The following is a 15,006-nucleotide window of genomic DNA, read 5'->3' as shown; positions in this document are numbered from 1 at the left end:
ACCGGTGCCACCCGAGCCACCGGTTCCGCCAGAGGTCGCGGCCCCGCCATTGCCCCCCGCACCCAGTGCTGTCGCGCCGTCGAAGGCGGCCGAGGCCGCGGCGCCGCCGAGGCCGCCTGTTCCTGCCGAACTGCTCGTGCCTGCGCTGCCCGCATCGCCGTGCGTCAAGCCGGCCGCTGGACGCTGCCTGCGGCTAGCAAGGCCACGGCAGCCAGGTGCCGAAGGGCGCGGACGCGCGACGGTTGTCCATGGACACCGTGGATGTGGACGTGGATCGGCATGGACTCTTCCCCTGTGAAAGCAAACAAGACAAACGCGACGGAGTGTGTCTTTTTGCCCTCGAGGGAGCCATCACCGAAAACTGGTACGAGCCCTCGCCAGGGTGCTAGATCGCCTTGACCTCGAAGTAGGCTTCGTCCGTGTCGCCCAGGTCGCGAAAGCCCGCCGTGCGCGCAGCGTCGTAGGCCTTGACCCAGCGCGCGGCCAGCGCGATCTCGTGCTTGGTGAGGTCGGTGTCGCTCGATTCGCTGGCGTTCTGGAAGGCGCGCATGGCCGGCAGCACGTCGGCGCCCAGCTGCTTTTCGAGTTCGCGCCGAAAGCGTTGCTCGGCGACCCTGACCGCGTCGGCCGACGAGTGGGGGTAGTCGATCAGCTTCGCGGAAAAGGCGTCACGCGGCTCGTCTTCGGTGTCTTCGAGCGCGGCCGCAGCGGCGGCGGGCTCATGGAAGTTGAAGAGGGGCGAGGGCGGCGTCGCCGGCCGGGGGAAGAAGAGTTCAGCTTGGGTCATGGTTCACCCACGCGTTGGACTGGGATGCGTTCTTCGGCATGTGGATTCCTTGAGAATACTGTTTAAATGTACAGTATTGAATCCAGAATTCAAATGACAGGCGGCGCGCATCTGGCGCATGGAGCCCTCTGCTTTAATGGCGCCTTGCCGGGGGAGGGCCCGGGCTTGTGTCACAGAGGAAGGCGACGTGCAGATGGATTGGATGACCGTCCTGGGGACCGTCGGAGTGATCGTCCTTCAAGGGCTGTCGTTCTGGTTCTTCTACTGGCTCTGGAAGAAGCTTCGCACGCCCAAGGCGCCCCGGGCGGGCGCTGCGCCCCTTGCGATCAAGGGCGGCGCGGTGCCCGTCGTGGCCACCTTCACCGGCCTGCGCGGCCTGCCGTGGGTGGCGCTGGCGACCAACAGCCTGAACCCTGTCTTCCGTATCGAAAGCGAGCAGCTGGTGTATCGCGTGCTGCGCCAGCGCGAGCGGCCTTTCGCGGACATCCGCCAGGTCAATGTGCGCGAGGCCTATGGCACCTTCAACCTGATCTTCGAGTTCCACGACGCGCGGCGGACCTTCGTGGCCAATGTGGGCACTGCGGCGCGCGGGGCGCAGGCGTTGGCGCTGCTGCCCGAGCGCGTGCCGCTCTCCGCCCGTGCGCGAGAGGCGTTGCTGCCGGCGGGTGCCAAGGCCGCCGGTGCGTGACGGGTTCGTGTGGGGCATCGGCGCGGCCGGCGTCGATGACCTGTGCACTGCGAGGCATCGCTACTACCATCGCGTCCATGCGCCTCACCTTCCTCGCCAGCCTTCTCCTGATCGCCAGCGGCATGGCCCATGCCCAGCAGGTCTATCGATGCGGCAACCAGTACAGCGGTGAGCCGTGTGGCGGCAGCGGCGGCCGCGTGGTCGACGTGTCGCCGCCGGTGCGCAATCTCGAGGCCGCAGGTGCGTCCCAGGTGTTTCTCTGCGTCAGCAACAGCGGAGGGCGTTTCTGGTCGCCGGATCACTGCCGCGAGCGGGGCGCACTGGTCGAGCGCATCGAGCCGGTCCCGGCCGGGCTGCCGTGGGAGCAGCAGGTGGAGATGGCCGACCGGCAGACCCGGCAGGGCTATGCGGTCCAGCAACAGGCCGCGCAGCAACGCGGTGCGACATCGCCGGGCGTGACCGGTGCCAGTGGCGACACGTCGCGCTGTGCGCACTTCAACGAGCGGGTGGCGCACTACGACCGTTTGGCGCGGCAGCCGCAGAGTGGCGCGACGCAATCCTGGATCGCCGAGCAGCGCAAGGAGGCCCGGGATCAGCAGTTCAGGGCAAGGTGCTGAGGCCCGCGAAAAGCGGCTGCGCGTGAGGCCGTGAGGCCTGCACTCGCAGGCCTCAACGGCCGGGCCCGAAATGATTCTGCGCAACGCACCGACGCCCGCCGGATTGCACGGCATTGCAGGCGTTCTCGGCGGCTGCGTATTGCTGTTGGCGCGTCTGGCGTTCCGCGGCGATCTGGGCGGGTGTCACGCCGGGCTCGGTGGGGCAGTTGGCGGCGATCATGTCCAGCACCGTTTTCGTCATGAACATCACCGTTTCCTGGCTGGCGGTGATCGAGGCATTGGGTGCGACCTTCGTCGCGATGACCGACTGCTTCATGGCTTCGCAGGTCTGGCTGGAAAGGCGCGTTCCGGCAGGGCGGCTGGCCGCGTTGGCCGTGCCCCCTGACGACGAACCTCCACCTGCGGTCGTGCTGCCACCCGACTCACCCGTCATCTGCCGCGCCGTCGTGGCCGCCAGCGGATGGTCGGGGAAGCGGCTCATCAAGGTGCGCTGCACTTCGCGCGCGCGGGCGCGGTCGCCCTGGGCGTTCAGTTCGTCGGCGCGCGCGAACAGCTGTCCGGGGTTCATGTTTTGCAGGCTGGCCTGGAACTGCTGCTCGGCGCGTGCAGCCTCTTCGCGCTTGCGTTGCTTCTCGGCCTCTGCTGCGAGCCTGGTCTTCTCGGCGGCCTCTCGGGTGGCGGCCTCGCGCGCGGCCGGCAGATTGACCTCGGTGCGGACTCCGGCCACGTCGTACTGCGTGCCCACCGACAGCTTGCCGCTCTCGTAGCGCCCCTCCTCGGCCAGCGTGCCATCGGCGCGGTACTCACGTCCTTGTGTGCGCCAGTTGGTGCTCATGCTTCCTTCGAAACGTGTGCCGTCGGCGCGCGAAAAAGTACCCTGGAAGGATGCGTTCTTGCTCCATGTGCCTGCCCGCGTCGACCCGTCCCTGAGCGCCTGCACGCCTTGTCCTTCGCGGTTGTCGCTGGCCACCTCTCCCACGTAGCGATTGCCGTTGGGGGCATACAGCATGTCCGCAGCGCCATGCACGCGATTTGCGTTGAACTGTCCGCGCTGGATCTCGCCGTCGGAAAAGATGCGTGTGCCGGTGCCGTCTGCCTTGCCGTCCTTGACTTGCCCGTAGTAGACCCAGGTCGTGTCGCCGTTGCTTTTGCCGGACAGTATGTCGCCAGTGCCCACCTCGCGCACGCGTGCCCCGATCTCCTGCGACAGGCGCTGTGGCTGCGCCAGGCCGCCGAGCTTGCGCTCGTTCTCGCGGTCATCGCCGCCGAGGACCGCGGTGAACATCGCATCGGGCGTGACCTCCTTGCGGTAGAAGCCGAAGAAGTTGCGCGTGCCTTCGCCGATGGCCGTCTGCAGCCGCTCGAGGTAGCCCTTGGCGCGCGCGCAGGTCTTCTGCGCGCTCAGTACGAAACGGCAACCGATGTGGGCCGAGCAAAGATCGGCCTGGGTGACCGTGGCGTCGTCCTTGAGCTCGAGGCAATTCGCGATCTCGGGATTGACCTGGGCCCGCGCTGCCATCGGGGCGGCGAGCACACAGGCGCTGAGGATGAGTGCCGACAGGAAAGGGTGCGGAAGCCGGATCGCCTGCCTGGGGCGCTGGTGCCCTCTGTGCATGGAATTGGAAACGGGCGCTGGTTCTCGTGCGGTGGTCGCCATCGTCATGACGTTCTCCTCGGTCTTGTGATCGGCCGAATCTAGCGGAGCGATCTGCAAACCAAATACCGCTTTTGTGGGAGTCCACGGGAACCGGTGGGTCGTGTCGTTTGGGGACTGCTGTACGAGACTATTGCACTCCCAGTCGTGCCCCGAGGAAGCAGGCTCGAAGGCGCTCCGAGTTTTGGAACCTGTTCACATCCCTCACGACCGTTTCCCGGTCCGGAGGTTCATTGGCGTCGTACAGATGTCGATTGATGTTCCCCCGGGTCTGCCCGTCGTCGCCAAAGCTCTTGATAAATTGCTGTTGCTCCGACTTGCAGTCAGCCAGCGTTGCTTGACGAAATCCGCCCGAACCCATTGAAGGCTGCTTTTGATCGGGTGCGGGGCTGGCGGAAGGTTGTGGCACAGGACGTTGAGCCGTCGAGATGGCATGAGCATTCAAGGGGTCGCAGTTTCTGCCCCGGGCCCGCTTGCACTCCGCTGAAAGTTGGCGATATGCGTCTAAAAATTCTTGTTTGTGGGCGTTGGTGGCTTTTCCGCAGCCTCGGTTGGCGTATGCATATAACTTCGCGGCACGCTCAGTTTTTACCTCCGGGGTATTCGGAAGACTGTTCATCCCTTCCAAATCTTTCGCCATGATTTCACAGCCGTGAGGCGACGCAAGAGAAGCGTCACTTGAGGGGGATGCCTGCCTCTGCGTGCTTTTTCCCTTCTCGGGAATGCAAAACCCCTTGTAGCCGGCCCCTTCCACATACCGCCACCTGTTCGTAGCCCTGTGCTCTGTCGAGCAGGCTGCCCAATGTACGGTGCCATGAAGGATGTTGCCTTCTTCTTGGCCCGGGCCCAGCGCGCTAAGGCCTCCGTTGGGGCATTTGAAGTGGGAAGAGCCGTCGAAGAAGTGCTTGGTCTGTCTGGGATTGACAACGCAGAACCAAACGTCAACGCTGAAATTGCACTTGTTGTAGAGCGTGTTATTGCGCTGGCCGACGCATGCGCTATCGTTTTCCGACGCTTGGGCTGGCATGGGCAGGACAATTCCTAGCAGAAGACTGCCAAGGGCCAAGGCACGAGTGATCCACATAGCTATCCCTCCTCGTCCGATGCGGTCGCCGGAATTTAGCTGGCAGTTTCGTAAACCAAATACCGCATTTGTGGGAGTCCGCAGAAACCAGCGGGCGAGGATTGCCTTGGGCAAGAAAAAGCCCGCACGAAGGCGGGCAAGGACGGCCAAGAAGAGGGGAGGGAAAATGGAACGCCACCCTCATCCTGGTAGCCGATCTTCTCGATCAGCGCACCGAGGCATATTGGCTATTGCATGTTTCCCCTGTTGTATTGGTCAAGCCCACGCTGAAAAGCCGTTTTCCCGTTGTACGCCTGGTCACTCTCCCGAAAATATTGGGCAGCAGTCTGAAAATCCTTGGCGCATTGCTTGTAATGGTTGGCCGCCATCGGTCGGCGATTTTTCTCAGCCTCATGAGCGGCAGTTTCACATTTTCTTTTGTTGTCCATGGATGTTGTCCAATTGCTGGCGAGTGCATGAGAGGAGGCGAATGCCAGCAAGATAGCGAGAGAAAATCGAATCATGTGAACTCCTATACAACCCCGTTTTGGTCAATGATGAATTGCAAGCGTTATTTCGCCTCAGGGTTCCCGCCGGATACGATTTGAGCGCTCCCTGGCTTCTTGAACGGATCCCGCTCCCCGGGTGTTGAATCGAACAAGGCACGAGGCGTGTGCGTCTTGGGCACGCTTGAGCCTGGTGGCTGCGCAGTACTCTCTGTCGTCCTGCGTTCGCTCGCGCTGGCATTGCGCGCGCGTTGTCATGACGGCGCTGTCGAAGTCCCCGCATGCGCGCTGCGCTTCATTGGCGCCCGCAAGGGCGGCGTAAAGAAAAAGGCCGAATGCCAATAGCGGGCTCTTGTAATTCATCGACGTCTCCTCGTGGTGGAAGACCCGAATCTATCCATGCCATTTTGCAAACCAAATACCGCATTTGTGGGAGTCAACGGATACCGGTAGCACGGCTGCAATCACATCTCGGAGGATGGCTGGGCAGTCTTGGGAGAGATCGGAGAGGGTGTGCCGCGAGGGAGCGAGCAGGCGACGGGCGGGTTGAACCTACCGCCGCATCCGTGGGCAGCAAGCGCGTCGACTTGACGGCAGCTCGCGCATGCGTGCTCTGTGCGTCGTCCTTCCGGCGGAGCAACGGCGCAAAAGTTGGAGAAACTCGTTGCGGTTAGAGACGCAAATGGCCTGCCCGGAGGGGATCGAACCCCCGACAACCTGCTTAGAAGGCAGGTGCTCTATCCAACTGAGCTACGGGCAGATTCCGGTTGAGAAGCGAGGGCCGGAGCCTTCGGTCCTCGGGCCGCAAGCGGTGCGGCAACAGACCCGAAAAATCGACGGTCTGGACGCTTCTGCCTCTGACCGGGGAAGCGCAGATTCTACCTACATCCCTCCATGCACGACGCCTTCGGCGGCGGTCGTTGAGAGGGCGAAAGGGCGGGGCTGGCGCGGGAGGGCACCCTGGCGGCCTCGGCGGCCTGCTTCGACACGAGCTGCTTCTTGCCGCAGGTGCTGCACCGGTAGAACCTGAGGGCCGGCAGCATCCTCATCCAGGTTCGCCGCTCGATGCGGCGAAGGCCAGCCAGGCCGCAGGAACATCGGAGAAACAGATTCAGCAGCATCACAGAAGAGTTCAAACCGGGAAGGTGTCGACACTCTTTCCCCGACGCTGCTTCGCGGTTTGCGCAACCGTGAAGCACCCGCGTTCGATTCTGTGGGGGCGCAAGGCATGCAGCGAAAGGGCAGCACGCGCAACAGATTGCTAAGGACGGCGTTTCGACCGTCCGATGCCTCTGTGGATCGCGTGGGCGGAGAGGGCGTCAGACGTTTTCCGAGCGGTACTTCCAGACCGCGTCGTTCACCGCGCGTTCGGACGCCAGTTGCTTCTTTCCGCAGGCGCTGCATTGGTAGAAGCGCAGGCTCGAGAAGAGTCGCATCCATGGCCGGCGCTCGATGCGTGCGAGATGCCTGAGGCCGCAAGAACAGCGGGAAAAGTAATTCAGCATCGGAAAAGGGTCCAGGGGTGAGGGTTCTGTTGCGACGTCCATCCCTGACTCAGCTCTTCGGCTTTGTAAACGCGATTCCGCTTACTTTGTAAACACGATCACGATTGGCTTGATTCTGCGTGAGCGCCGAGGGCCTCGCGGGTAGTTCCTTAAGAAAAAGGTTGTCTTGACGGTGTAACAACAAGGCAGCGGCGTTGCCCGATGTACGGAAAGCCGTGGGTCGTGCTACGAAACGTCTAAAGGGCGGTGAGATTCGCGGTGATTGCGATCGGCCCGGAAAAGAAAAAAGCCTGCAACGACTTTCATCGTTGCAGGCTTTCACTTTTCTTTTGGTCGGGGCGAAAGGATTCGAACCTTCGACCCTCTGGTCCCAAACCAGATGCGCTACCAGGCTGCGCTACACCCCGCCAAGCCTTCCATTCTAGCCCGAATAAGAGGCCGCTCAGCGCTTCTCGTACTGCGTCTTGCCAAAAAGGATCTCGCGCGCCTTGTCATCGGTGATGGGGCGGCGCAGGTCGGCCAGCACTTTCACGCCGCGCTGCACGGCGGGGCGCGCGGCGATGCCGTCGAACCAGGCCTTCAGGTGCGGGTAGTCGGTGAGGGTGATGCCCTGGTTCTCCCAGCTGCGCAGCCACGGGAAGATGGCGATGTCGGCAATCGAATAGCTGTTGCCGGCGATGAACTTGTGTTTCGACAGCTGCCGGTCGATCACGCCGTACAGGCGCTTGGCCTCGTTGGTGTAGCGGTCGACGGCATAGGCGATCTTCTCGGGCGCGTAGATGCGGAAGTGGTGCGCCTGGCCGAGCATCGGACCGACGCCGCCCATCTGGAACATGAGCCACTGCAGCACGTCGTAGCGCTCGCGGTCGCCCGTGGGCAGGAACTTGCCGGTCTTGCCCGCGAGATACACGAGGATGGCACCCGATTCGAACAGCGAGATCGGCTGGCCGTCCGGTCCGTCGGGATCGGTGATGGCGGGGATCTTGTTGTTCGGGCTGATCTTCAGGAACTCGGGCGCGAACTGGTCGCCGGTGCCGATGTTCACCGGGTGCGCGTGGTACGGCAGGCCGCACTCCTCGAGCATGATGTGAATCTTGTGGCCGTTCGGCGTGGGCCAGGAATAGACCTCGATGGGCGATGCGGGCATGTCGCGGACTCCGGATTTGAGAGGGTTGTGACGGGAGAACGGCAGCATATACACGCCCCTGCGGTCGCGTGCGGATGCGGGCATTGGCCGTTCAGCCGCTGGTCACCCCACCTGCCGCTCGTGCGCGTTGCACCACATCCAATGCTCGCCGGGCTCGACCGACTGGATCACCGGATGCCCTTCGGCCCGCGCATGCTTCGTGGCGTGGCGGTTCTTCGACGAGTCGCAGCAGCCCACGTGGCCGCAGTGCACGCACAGGCGCAGGTGCACCCAGGTGTCGCCGGTCTTCAGGCAGTCTTCGCAGCCGCGGGGCGTGTGCGGTGGGGCGAGGTCGGCGGGAACGTGTTCGCAGGCGTGGATGGGCATGGGTGTTTCAGGACAAGAAGGGTTCAGGCCACGGCCGAGGCCGACGACAAATGCTGGTGAATGAGCGCCACCACCGCGGCGCCTTCGCCGATCGCGCCGCCCACGCGCTTGACCGAGCCCGAGCGCACATCGCCCACCGCGAACACGCCCGACACGCTCGATTCGAGCGCCGTGGCCGGACGTGCCGGAAAGCCGCTGCTCGCGGCCGGGCCGGTCAGCACGAAGCCGTGCTTGTCGACCGACACGCCGCAGCCTTCGAGCCATGAGGTCTCGGGCTCCGCGCCGACGAACAGGAAGATGTTGCGCGCGGGGCAGTCGTGCTCCTGGCCCGAGGTGTGGCAGCGCCAGGTGGCGCCGGTCAGGCCTTCTTCGGGCGCGCCGTGCAGCCGCACGAGCTCGGTGTGCGGCTGCAGCGAGATGTTGGGCGTGGCCTCGATGCGGTCGATGAGGTAGCGCGACATGCTGGCCGCCAGCGACGGCCCGCGCACCAGCACGTTGACCTTGGCCGCATGGCGCGACAGGAACACCGCCGCCTGGCCCGCCGAGTTGCCGCCGCCCACCAGCGCCACTTCCTGCTGTGCGCAGATCTTCGCTTCGATGGCCGAGGCCCAGTACCAGATGCCGCGGCCTTCGAATTCGGCCAGGCGCGGCACGCCGGGGCGGCGGTAGCGCGCGCCGCTCGCAATGACTACGGTGCGTGCGCTGATCGTGCGGCCGTCGGTGAGCTTCAGCGCGAGGCTGTCCCGCGCGTTCTCGCGCGAGCAGTCGAGTGCCGCGACTTGCGCCGGGATCAGCATCTCGACGCCGAACTTCTGCGCCTGCACGAACGCGCGGCCCGCCAGCGCCTGCCCCGAGATGCCGGTCGGAAAGCCCAGGTAGTTCTCGATGCGCGCACTGGCGCCGGCTTGTCCGCCGAAGGCGCGGCAGTCGAGCACGATCACGCGCAGCCCTTCGGAGGCCGCATACACGGCGGTCGCGAGGCCAGCCGGCCCGGCGCCGACCACGGCCACGTCGTAGAGCTCGTCGCGCGCCGCGGTGTCGACCATGCCGAGGCAGCGCGCCAGGCCCTCGTCGCTCGGGTTGACCAGCACCGAGCCGTCGGGGCACACGGCGAGCAGCTGGTCGGGGCCGTATTGGGCGAGCAGCGCGGCGGCATCGGGGTCGGCGGCCGCATCGACCAGGTGATAGGGATGGCCGTTGCGGCGCAGGAAGTTTTCCAGCCGCGCCATTTCGGGAGAATCGGGCCGCCCGATCAGCACCGGCCCCGCCGCACCGGATTCGATGAGCGCCACGCGTCGCAGGATCAGCGCGCGGGTGATGCGCTCGCCCAGGTCGGCCTCGGCCACCAGCAGTGCACGCAGGCGGTCCGGTGGCACGACCAGCGCCTCGACTTCTTCGTCGGCATGCCCGTCGACCAGGGCAGGGCGCCCGCTCAGCTGGCCGACCTCGGCAAGGAATTCGCCCGGCCCCTGGCGTGCGATCGGCACCACATGGCCGAGGCCGTCGCGCTGCGTGACGGCGACCACGCCCTTGAGCAGCACGAACATGCCGGCGCCGGTCTCGCCGGCGGTGAACAGGCGCTCGCCGCGCGCAAAGCGCTGCACGCTGCCGAAGCTGGCGATGCGTGCCATCTCGGCGTCACTGAGGACGGGGAAAGTCTGGTGCAGGCGGCTGTTGGCGCCTGGTGCGTCGGTGGCCATGGGGTCGAACTCCGTGTCGCGAATGCCCCGCATTAGACGCCGAAGCGGCGCCAAAGCGACGCTGGCGCGCGTTGTAACAACGTCATGTGTCTGCCACGCCGCTGACATGCCGGTTTCATTGCGCGTGTCCAGACTCGGTCAGCAGAAAGGGATTTCCCATGAAAGAACTGCCGAACCCGACGTTTCCGCTCTCGCAGCTCGGACTGCGCGCAGCCTTGTGGCCCGCACCCGCTGCCGGAACCCCCGCCGTTGCTGCTGCCGCCGCCACCGTCGCCGCACTGGCCACCCGCACGGCGGTGCCCGAGGCGCCGCTGGCCGTCATCGTGCCGCCGGTCGTCGAAGCCAAGCCGGGCATCACGGTGAGCTGGGCGCGTCATCTGGATGACGTGCGCGCCGCGCAACGCCTGCGTCACGACGTGTTCGTCGGCGAGATGGGCGCACGCCTGACCACGCCGCTGGCCGGCCATGACATCGACCTGTTCGACGACTTCTGCGAACACCTGCTGGTGCGCGACGAGCTCACCGGCCAAGTCATCGGCACCTACCGCGTGCTGACCCCCGCGCAAGCGCGCCGCGTCGGCAGCACCTACAGCGACACCGAGTTCGACCTGACCCGCCTGCGCGACCTGCGCGAGCGCATGGTCGAGCTGGGCCGCAGCTGCGTGCACGCCGAGCACCGCCAGGGCGGCGTGATCCTCGCGCTGTGGGGCGCGCTGGCCGGCTTCATGCACCGCAACAAGCTCGACACCATGATCGGCTGCGCGAGCATTCCGATGTCGCACAACGGCGTGACCAGCGGCGACGCGGCGGCCAGCATCTGGCGCCAGCTCTCGGCCAGCCACCTCGCGCCGATTCAATACCAGGTGCAGCCGCGCCTGCCGCTGCCGGTCGAACGGCTCGACAGCGCGCTCGACGTGGAACCGCCTGCGCTCATCAAGGGCTACCTGCGCCTGGGCGCCAAGGTGCTCGGCGCGCCGGCCTGGGACCCGGACTTCAATACCGCCGACCTGCCGATGCTGATGCGCATCGACGACCTGCCAGCGCGCTACCGCAAGCACTTCCTCGGCGCATGAAGCCGGCGGCCATCCGGCCCGACGCCGGGCCGCACGCTGCTTCGCCGTCGCCGAATGTGTCAGGTTCGCTCTCTGTGGGGCAGGGCGCGTCACGCGAATGTCATGGAACTGTCACGGACGAAGTTGACACTGTCATATTTCAGCCGTCGTGTTCTCCCGTGCCGCTTGCTCCAGAATCAGTGCCCATGCCCTCCCTCTCCGCTGACCCGTCACGCGCCGGCGAAGCGTCTTCGTTCGCGTTGCTGGACCGCGACCACAGCATCCTCTCGTTCAACGAGCGCGTGCTCGACTGGGCACACCGGCCCGAAGTGCCGCTGATCGAACGGCTGCGCTACCTGTGCATCGTGTCGTCGAACCTCGACGAGTTCTTCGAGGTCCGCGCCGCGCCGCACCTGAGCGCGGGCAGCGCCGGTGATCGCAAGGGCACCTACACGGTCGAGTCTTTCGAACGCCTGTCCGAAGCGGCCCACACGCTCGTGGCGCGCCAGTACGCGCTGTACAACGACGAGCTGATGCCGACCTTTGCCACGCACGGCATCCACATCGTGTCGCACGGCGAACGCAACCCGGCCCAGCGCAAGTGGGTCAGCGAGTATTTCGAGCGCGAAGTGCGTCCGCTGCTGATCCCCGTGGGGCTCGACCCGGCGCACCCGTTCCCGCAGGTGGCGAACAAGTCGCTGAACTTCATCGTGCGCCTGGGCGGCAAGGACGCCTTCGGCCGCGAGAACCCGATCCAGATCGTCAAGCTGCCGCGCGTGCTGCCGCGCCTGATCAAGATGCCGGCCAAGGTGTCGGACGGCAAGACGCTGTTCGTGGCGCTGTCGAGCGTGGTGCGCGCGCACCTGGCCAGCATGTTCCCGGGGCGCGAGGTGGGCGACTTCTCGCAGTTCCGCGTGACGCGCCACTCCGACCTTGCGGTCGACGAGGAAGACGTCAAGAACCTGCGCACCGCGCTGCGCCAGGGCCTGCAGCATCGCCATTACGGCCAGGCCGTGCGGCTGGAGGTGTCGGCGAGCTGCGCCGAGTCGCTCGCGAGCTTCCTGCTGGCGCAGTTCAACCTGCCGCCGCAGGCGCTGTACCGCGTGCACGGCCCGGTGAACCTGGCGCGGCTCACGCAGCTCATCGACCTGATCGGCGAGCCGCAGCTGCGCTTTCCTCCGTACGCGCCGTCGTTCCCCGTCACGCTGTCGCCCGCCCAGTCGTTCTTCGAGCGGCTGCAGCGCGGCGACGTGCTGATCCACCAGCCCTTCGAGAGCTTCGACGGCGTGCTCGCGTTCCTGCGCGAGTCGGTGCTCGACCCGCAGGTGCTGGCGATCAAGCAGACCATCTACCGCACCGGCGCCGACTCCGAGCTCATGGACCTGCTGCGTGAAGCCGTGCGCCGCGGCAAGGAAGTGACGGTGGTGGTCGAGCTGAAGGCGCGCTTCGACGAAGAGGCCAACATCAACTGGGCCGAAATGCTCGAGTCGATCGGCGCGCAGGTGGTGTACGGCGTGGTGGGCCTGAAAACCCACGCCAAGATGCTGCTGGTGACGCGCCGCGAGGGCAAGCAGCTGCGCCGCTACGGCCATCTGTCCACCGGCAACTACAACCCGCGCACGGCGCGGCTGTACACGGACATCAGCCACCTCACGGCCGACCCGGCGCTCACCGCTGACATGGAGGCCGTGTTCGTCCACCTGGCCAGCCAGAGCCGCCTGCCCAAGCTCAACCGCATGTGGCTGGCGCCCTTCGACCTGCACAAGAACCTGGTCGCGCGCATCGATGCGCTCGGACAGGCCGCCGCCAGCGGCGAGCCCACGCGCATCGTCGCCAAGATGAACGCGCTGACCGACGAGGAGATCATCGGCGCGCTCATTCGCGCGGGGCAGAAGGGCGTGAAGATCGACCTCATCGTGCGCGGCGCCTGCACGCTGCCGGCGCAGGTGCCGGGTCTCACCGACAACGTGCGCGTGCGCTCGGTGATCGGTCGCTTCCTCGAGCATTCGCGCGTGTTCTATTTCCGCCATGGCGAGGACGAGTCGCTGTACCTGTCGAGCGCCGACTGGATGAACCGCAACATGATGCGGCGCATCGAGCTGGCCTGGCCCGTGACCGACCCCACCCTGCGCCAGCGCCTCATCGACGAGTGCCTGGTGGCTTACCTGCACGATGGGCGCGACGCCTGGGACCTGGGCGGCGACGGCATCTACCGGCGTGTCGACCATGACACGCACCCCGGCGAGGCGGGTGCGTCCCCCGCGATCGAAGCGCATGGCGCCCAGGCCGCCTTGATGGGCCGCTATGCATCACGAGGAAATCACCGTGATGCGTCCGGCAATTGAAATTGAAGAAGAAGTTCGAAAGACGATGAGCATGGACTTGATCTTCTGGCGTCACGCCGAAGCCGAGGACTGGACCGAAGGGTGTGACGACATGCAGCGCTCGCTCACCCCGCGCGGCGAAAAGCAGGCCAAGCGCATGGCCACCTGGCTCGACCGGCAGCTGCCCGACGGCACGCGCATCGTGTGCAGCCCGGCGCGCCGCTGCGAGCAGACCGCGCTGGCACTGGGCCGCAAGTACAAGCTGCGCTCCGAGCTGTCGCCCGACACCACCCCCGACGCGCTGCTGGCCGCCACGGGTTGGCCCAACGGCAAGTCGGTGGTGCTGGTGATCGGCCACCAGCCCTCGCTGGGCCAGGCCATCTCGATGCTGCTCGGCCTGAAGCAGGACAGCTGCCCGGTGCGCAAGGGCTCGCTGTGGTGGATCCGCACCCGCGAGCGCGACGGCGATGTGCAGACCGTCGTGGTGACGGTGCAGGCGCCCGAGCTTCTCTAGCTGCTACAGCGGTCCTCCGCTGCGAATACCCCTGCCTGGCGCTTGCGGACAGGCGCTTTGTCACGGTTGCGGGCAGAGCTGGCAGGGCGCTTGTCTCCCGGAAAAAGGGGCGAAGCACTCATGCGCGCGCGCGGCGCAATTTCTACAGTGTGACTCCACGGCAGCGTGCTTTTGACGCCGATGCGGGAAAGAAGCGGTGCCGGTCGACCACATCACTGGGGAAGACGCATGAAACCGCTCAACACACTGCCAGGAAGCTTCTTGAACATGCTGCGTGCAGACGCGGACGTGCGGTTGAAGGCGCTGATTTTTCTGCTTGTTGCCGCAGCCCTGCTGTCGGGGTGCGCGACGAACACCGCCGCGCCTGTGGCGCCGACCCGTCACGATGTCGCCCGGTCGATCGAGAAGGTCGAGCTCATCTACAACCAGGAAGACCAACTGATCGTCACGGATGGCGGCGGGTCGGGGCTGACGGGCTTCGCAGGGTTTCTGGGACCCCTCGCTGCGCTGGTGGCCATCTCCGTCGATACCAACAGCCGACTGACGATGGCCGCCCGGACCGACCAGCGCAGCAAGGAGTTCACGGCCGCAGTGAAGAACAGCGGAGTGACCATGGGGCTCAACAGGCAGTTCGCAGAGCGACTGGCGGCGCGCCTGCGGGACAGTGGCCGCGAGGTGAAGCTGACGCCTTTCTTCCGCGCGACCGGAGAGCACGCGCAGATGCAGGTGCAGGAACTCCAGCCGACGCCCGGCTACAGCACATTGATCTTGCGGATCACGACGTCCTATGGCGCGGCCGATGCGACATCGAGCTTCAAGCCGTACGTCTGGGTGGAGCAGTTGCTGAGGGACGAGAAGCAGTCCGTCGTGGGCCAGACCTTGCAGGTCGCCGACGTGAGCGAGCCGACCTATCTCCTGTACGACGGCCTGCTCAAGGACACTGCAGGCGCTCGCGAAGGGTTGAAGCGCGGGCTTGACCAGATCGTGCAGCCGGCCTATGTCAGCCTGTTCGGGGAAGACGAGCCGCGCAAGGCCGGCGCTGCGGCAGTCACGCAGACGGCCGGCATCGACACGAAGTGAAAC

15 protein-coding genes and 2 tRNA genes are annotated in these 15,006 nt (G+C 65.7%); 6 read left to right on the top strand and 11 right to left on the bottom strand.

Going from position 1 to position 15,006, the window contains the following annotated elements; genetic code table 11:
• Window positions 1–385: 385 nt before the first annotated feature.
• Window positions 386–787 carry a hypothetical protein gene (locus VBO01S_RS08955; RefSeq protein WP_082818046.1) on the bottom strand — a complete coding sequence of 134 codons (402 nt, stop codon included), beginning with the start codon at window positions 785–787 and terminating at the stop codon, window positions 386–388.
• A gap of 226 nt (window positions 788–1,013) precedes the next feature.
• Here VBO01S_RS08955 and VBO01S_RS08950 point away from each other — a divergent pair, with 226 nt between their 5' ends.
• Together VBO01S_RS08950 and VBO01S_RS08945 are read left to right on the top strand one after the other, a co-directional pair.
• Window positions 1,014–1,475, top strand: a complete 462-nt coding sequence (locus VBO01S_RS08950) for a hypothetical protein (protein WP_157627320.1) — start codon at window positions 1,014–1,016, stop codon at window positions 1,473–1,475.
• Window positions 1,476–1,552: 77 nt separating this feature from the next.
• A complete protein-coding gene (locus VBO01S_RS08945; protein WP_062473163.1) occupies window positions 1,553–2,092 on the top strand; it encodes a hypothetical protein in 540 nt (179 codons plus the stop codon).
• A 52-nt stretch (window positions 2,093–2,144) separates the two neighbouring features.
• On the opposite strand, the gene VBO01S_RS08940 is transcribed toward VBO01S_RS08945, so the two are convergent.
• From VBO01S_RS08940 to VBO01S_RS08915, 10 genes are all read right to left on the bottom strand, one after another.
• Window positions 2,145–3,755 carry an MORN repeat-containing protein gene (locus tag VBO01S_RS08940; RefSeq protein ID WP_157627319.1) on the bottom strand — a complete coding sequence of 537 codons (1,611 nt, stop codon included), beginning with the start codon at window positions 3,753–3,755 and terminating at the stop codon, window positions 2,145–2,147.
• 121 nt (window positions 3,756–3,876) lie between these two features.
• On the bottom strand, window positions 3,877–4,980 hold the full coding sequence (locus VBO01S_RS32325; RefSeq protein ID WP_157627318.1) for a hypothetical protein: 1,104 nt from the start codon (window positions 4,978–4,980) through the stop codon (window positions 3,877–3,879).
• Window positions 4,981–5,057: 77 nt separating this feature from the next.
• Complete coding sequence (locus VBO01S_RS32320) at window positions 5,058–5,258, bottom strand: hypothetical protein (RefSeq protein WP_169805036.1); 201 nt, start codon at window positions 5,256–5,258, stop codon at window positions 5,058–5,060.
• 132 nt (window positions 5,259–5,390) lie between these two features.
• Window positions 5,391–5,678 carry a hypothetical protein gene (locus tag VBO01S_RS32315; RefSeq protein WP_157627316.1) on the bottom strand — a complete coding sequence of 96 codons (288 nt, stop codon included), beginning with the start codon at window positions 5,676–5,678 and terminating at the stop codon, window positions 5,391–5,393.
• A 320-nt stretch (window positions 5,679–5,998) separates the two neighbouring features.
• Window positions 5,999–6,075: transfer RNA gene (locus VBO01S_RS08935), tRNA-Arg, on the bottom strand.
• 559 nt (window positions 6,076–6,634) lie between these two features.
• Window positions 6,635–6,820, bottom strand: coding sequence for a hypothetical protein (locus tag VBO01S_RS32310; protein WP_139140528.1), 186 nt, complete (start codon window positions 6,818–6,820; stop codon window positions 6,635–6,637).
• 330 nt (window positions 6,821–7,150) lie between these two features.
• Window positions 7,151–7,227, bottom strand: a tRNA-Pro gene (locus tag VBO01S_RS08930).
• A 35-nt stretch (window positions 7,228–7,262) separates the two neighbouring features.
• Window positions 7,263–7,967 (bottom strand): glutathione binding-like protein, encoded by a 705-nt coding sequence (locus VBO01S_RS08925; protein WP_062473158.1) that lies wholly within the window; start codon window positions 7,965–7,967, stop codon window positions 7,263–7,265.
• A 102-nt stretch (window positions 7,968–8,069) separates the two neighbouring features.
• Window positions 8,070–8,333, bottom strand: coding sequence for a UBP-type zinc finger domain-containing protein (locus VBO01S_RS08920; RefSeq protein ID WP_062473157.1), 264 nt, complete (start codon window positions 8,331–8,333; stop codon window positions 8,070–8,072).
• 23 nt (window positions 8,334–8,356) lie between these two features.
• On the bottom strand, window positions 8,357–10,033 hold the full coding sequence (locus tag VBO01S_RS08915; RefSeq protein WP_169805035.1) for an FAD-dependent oxidoreductase: 1,677 nt from the start codon (window positions 10,031–10,033) through the stop codon (window positions 8,357–8,359).
• Window positions 10,034–10,191: 158 nt separating this feature from the next.
• On the opposite strand from VBO01S_RS08915, the gene VBO01S_RS08910 reads away from it, so the two are divergent.
• The 4 genes from VBO01S_RS08910 to VBO01S_RS08895 all read left to right on the top strand — a co-directional run bounded on the left by VBO01S_RS08910 (window position 10,192) and on the right by VBO01S_RS08895 (window position 15,003).
• A complete protein-coding gene (locus VBO01S_RS08910; protein ID WP_062473152.1) occupies window positions 10,192–11,106 on the top strand; it encodes a GNAT family N-acetyltransferase in 915 nt (304 codons plus the stop codon).
• Window positions 11,103–13,430, top strand: a complete 2,328-nt coding sequence (ppk1, locus tag VBO01S_RS08905) for a polyphosphate kinase 1 (protein WP_062473150.1) — start codon at window positions 11,103–11,105, stop codon at window positions 13,428–13,430. The genes VBO01S_RS08910 and ppk1 overlap by 4 nt, the downstream gene beginning before the upstream one ends.
• Window positions 13,431–13,461: 31 nt before the next feature.
• Window positions 13,462–13,923, top strand: a complete 462-nt coding sequence (locus VBO01S_RS08900; protein ID WP_062473174.1) for a SixA phosphatase family protein — start codon at window positions 13,462–13,464, stop codon at window positions 13,921–13,923.
• A 228-nt stretch (window positions 13,924–14,151) separates the two neighbouring features.
• On the top strand, window positions 14,152–15,003 hold the full coding sequence (locus VBO01S_RS08895) for a hypothetical protein (protein WP_062473148.1): 852 nt from the start codon (window positions 14,152–14,154) through the stop codon (window positions 15,001–15,003).
• Window positions 15,004–15,006: the final 3 nt, after the last annotated feature.

Origin of the sequence: Variovorax boronicumulans NBRC 103145, from assembly GCF_001591345.1 — a bacterium.
GTDB lineage: Bacteria > Pseudomonadota > Gammaproteobacteria > Burkholderiales > Burkholderiaceae_C > Variovorax > Variovorax boronicumulans.
The sequence above is the reverse complement of the archived record's forward strand: the minus strand, read 5'-3'. Positions and strand labels throughout refer to the sequence as shown.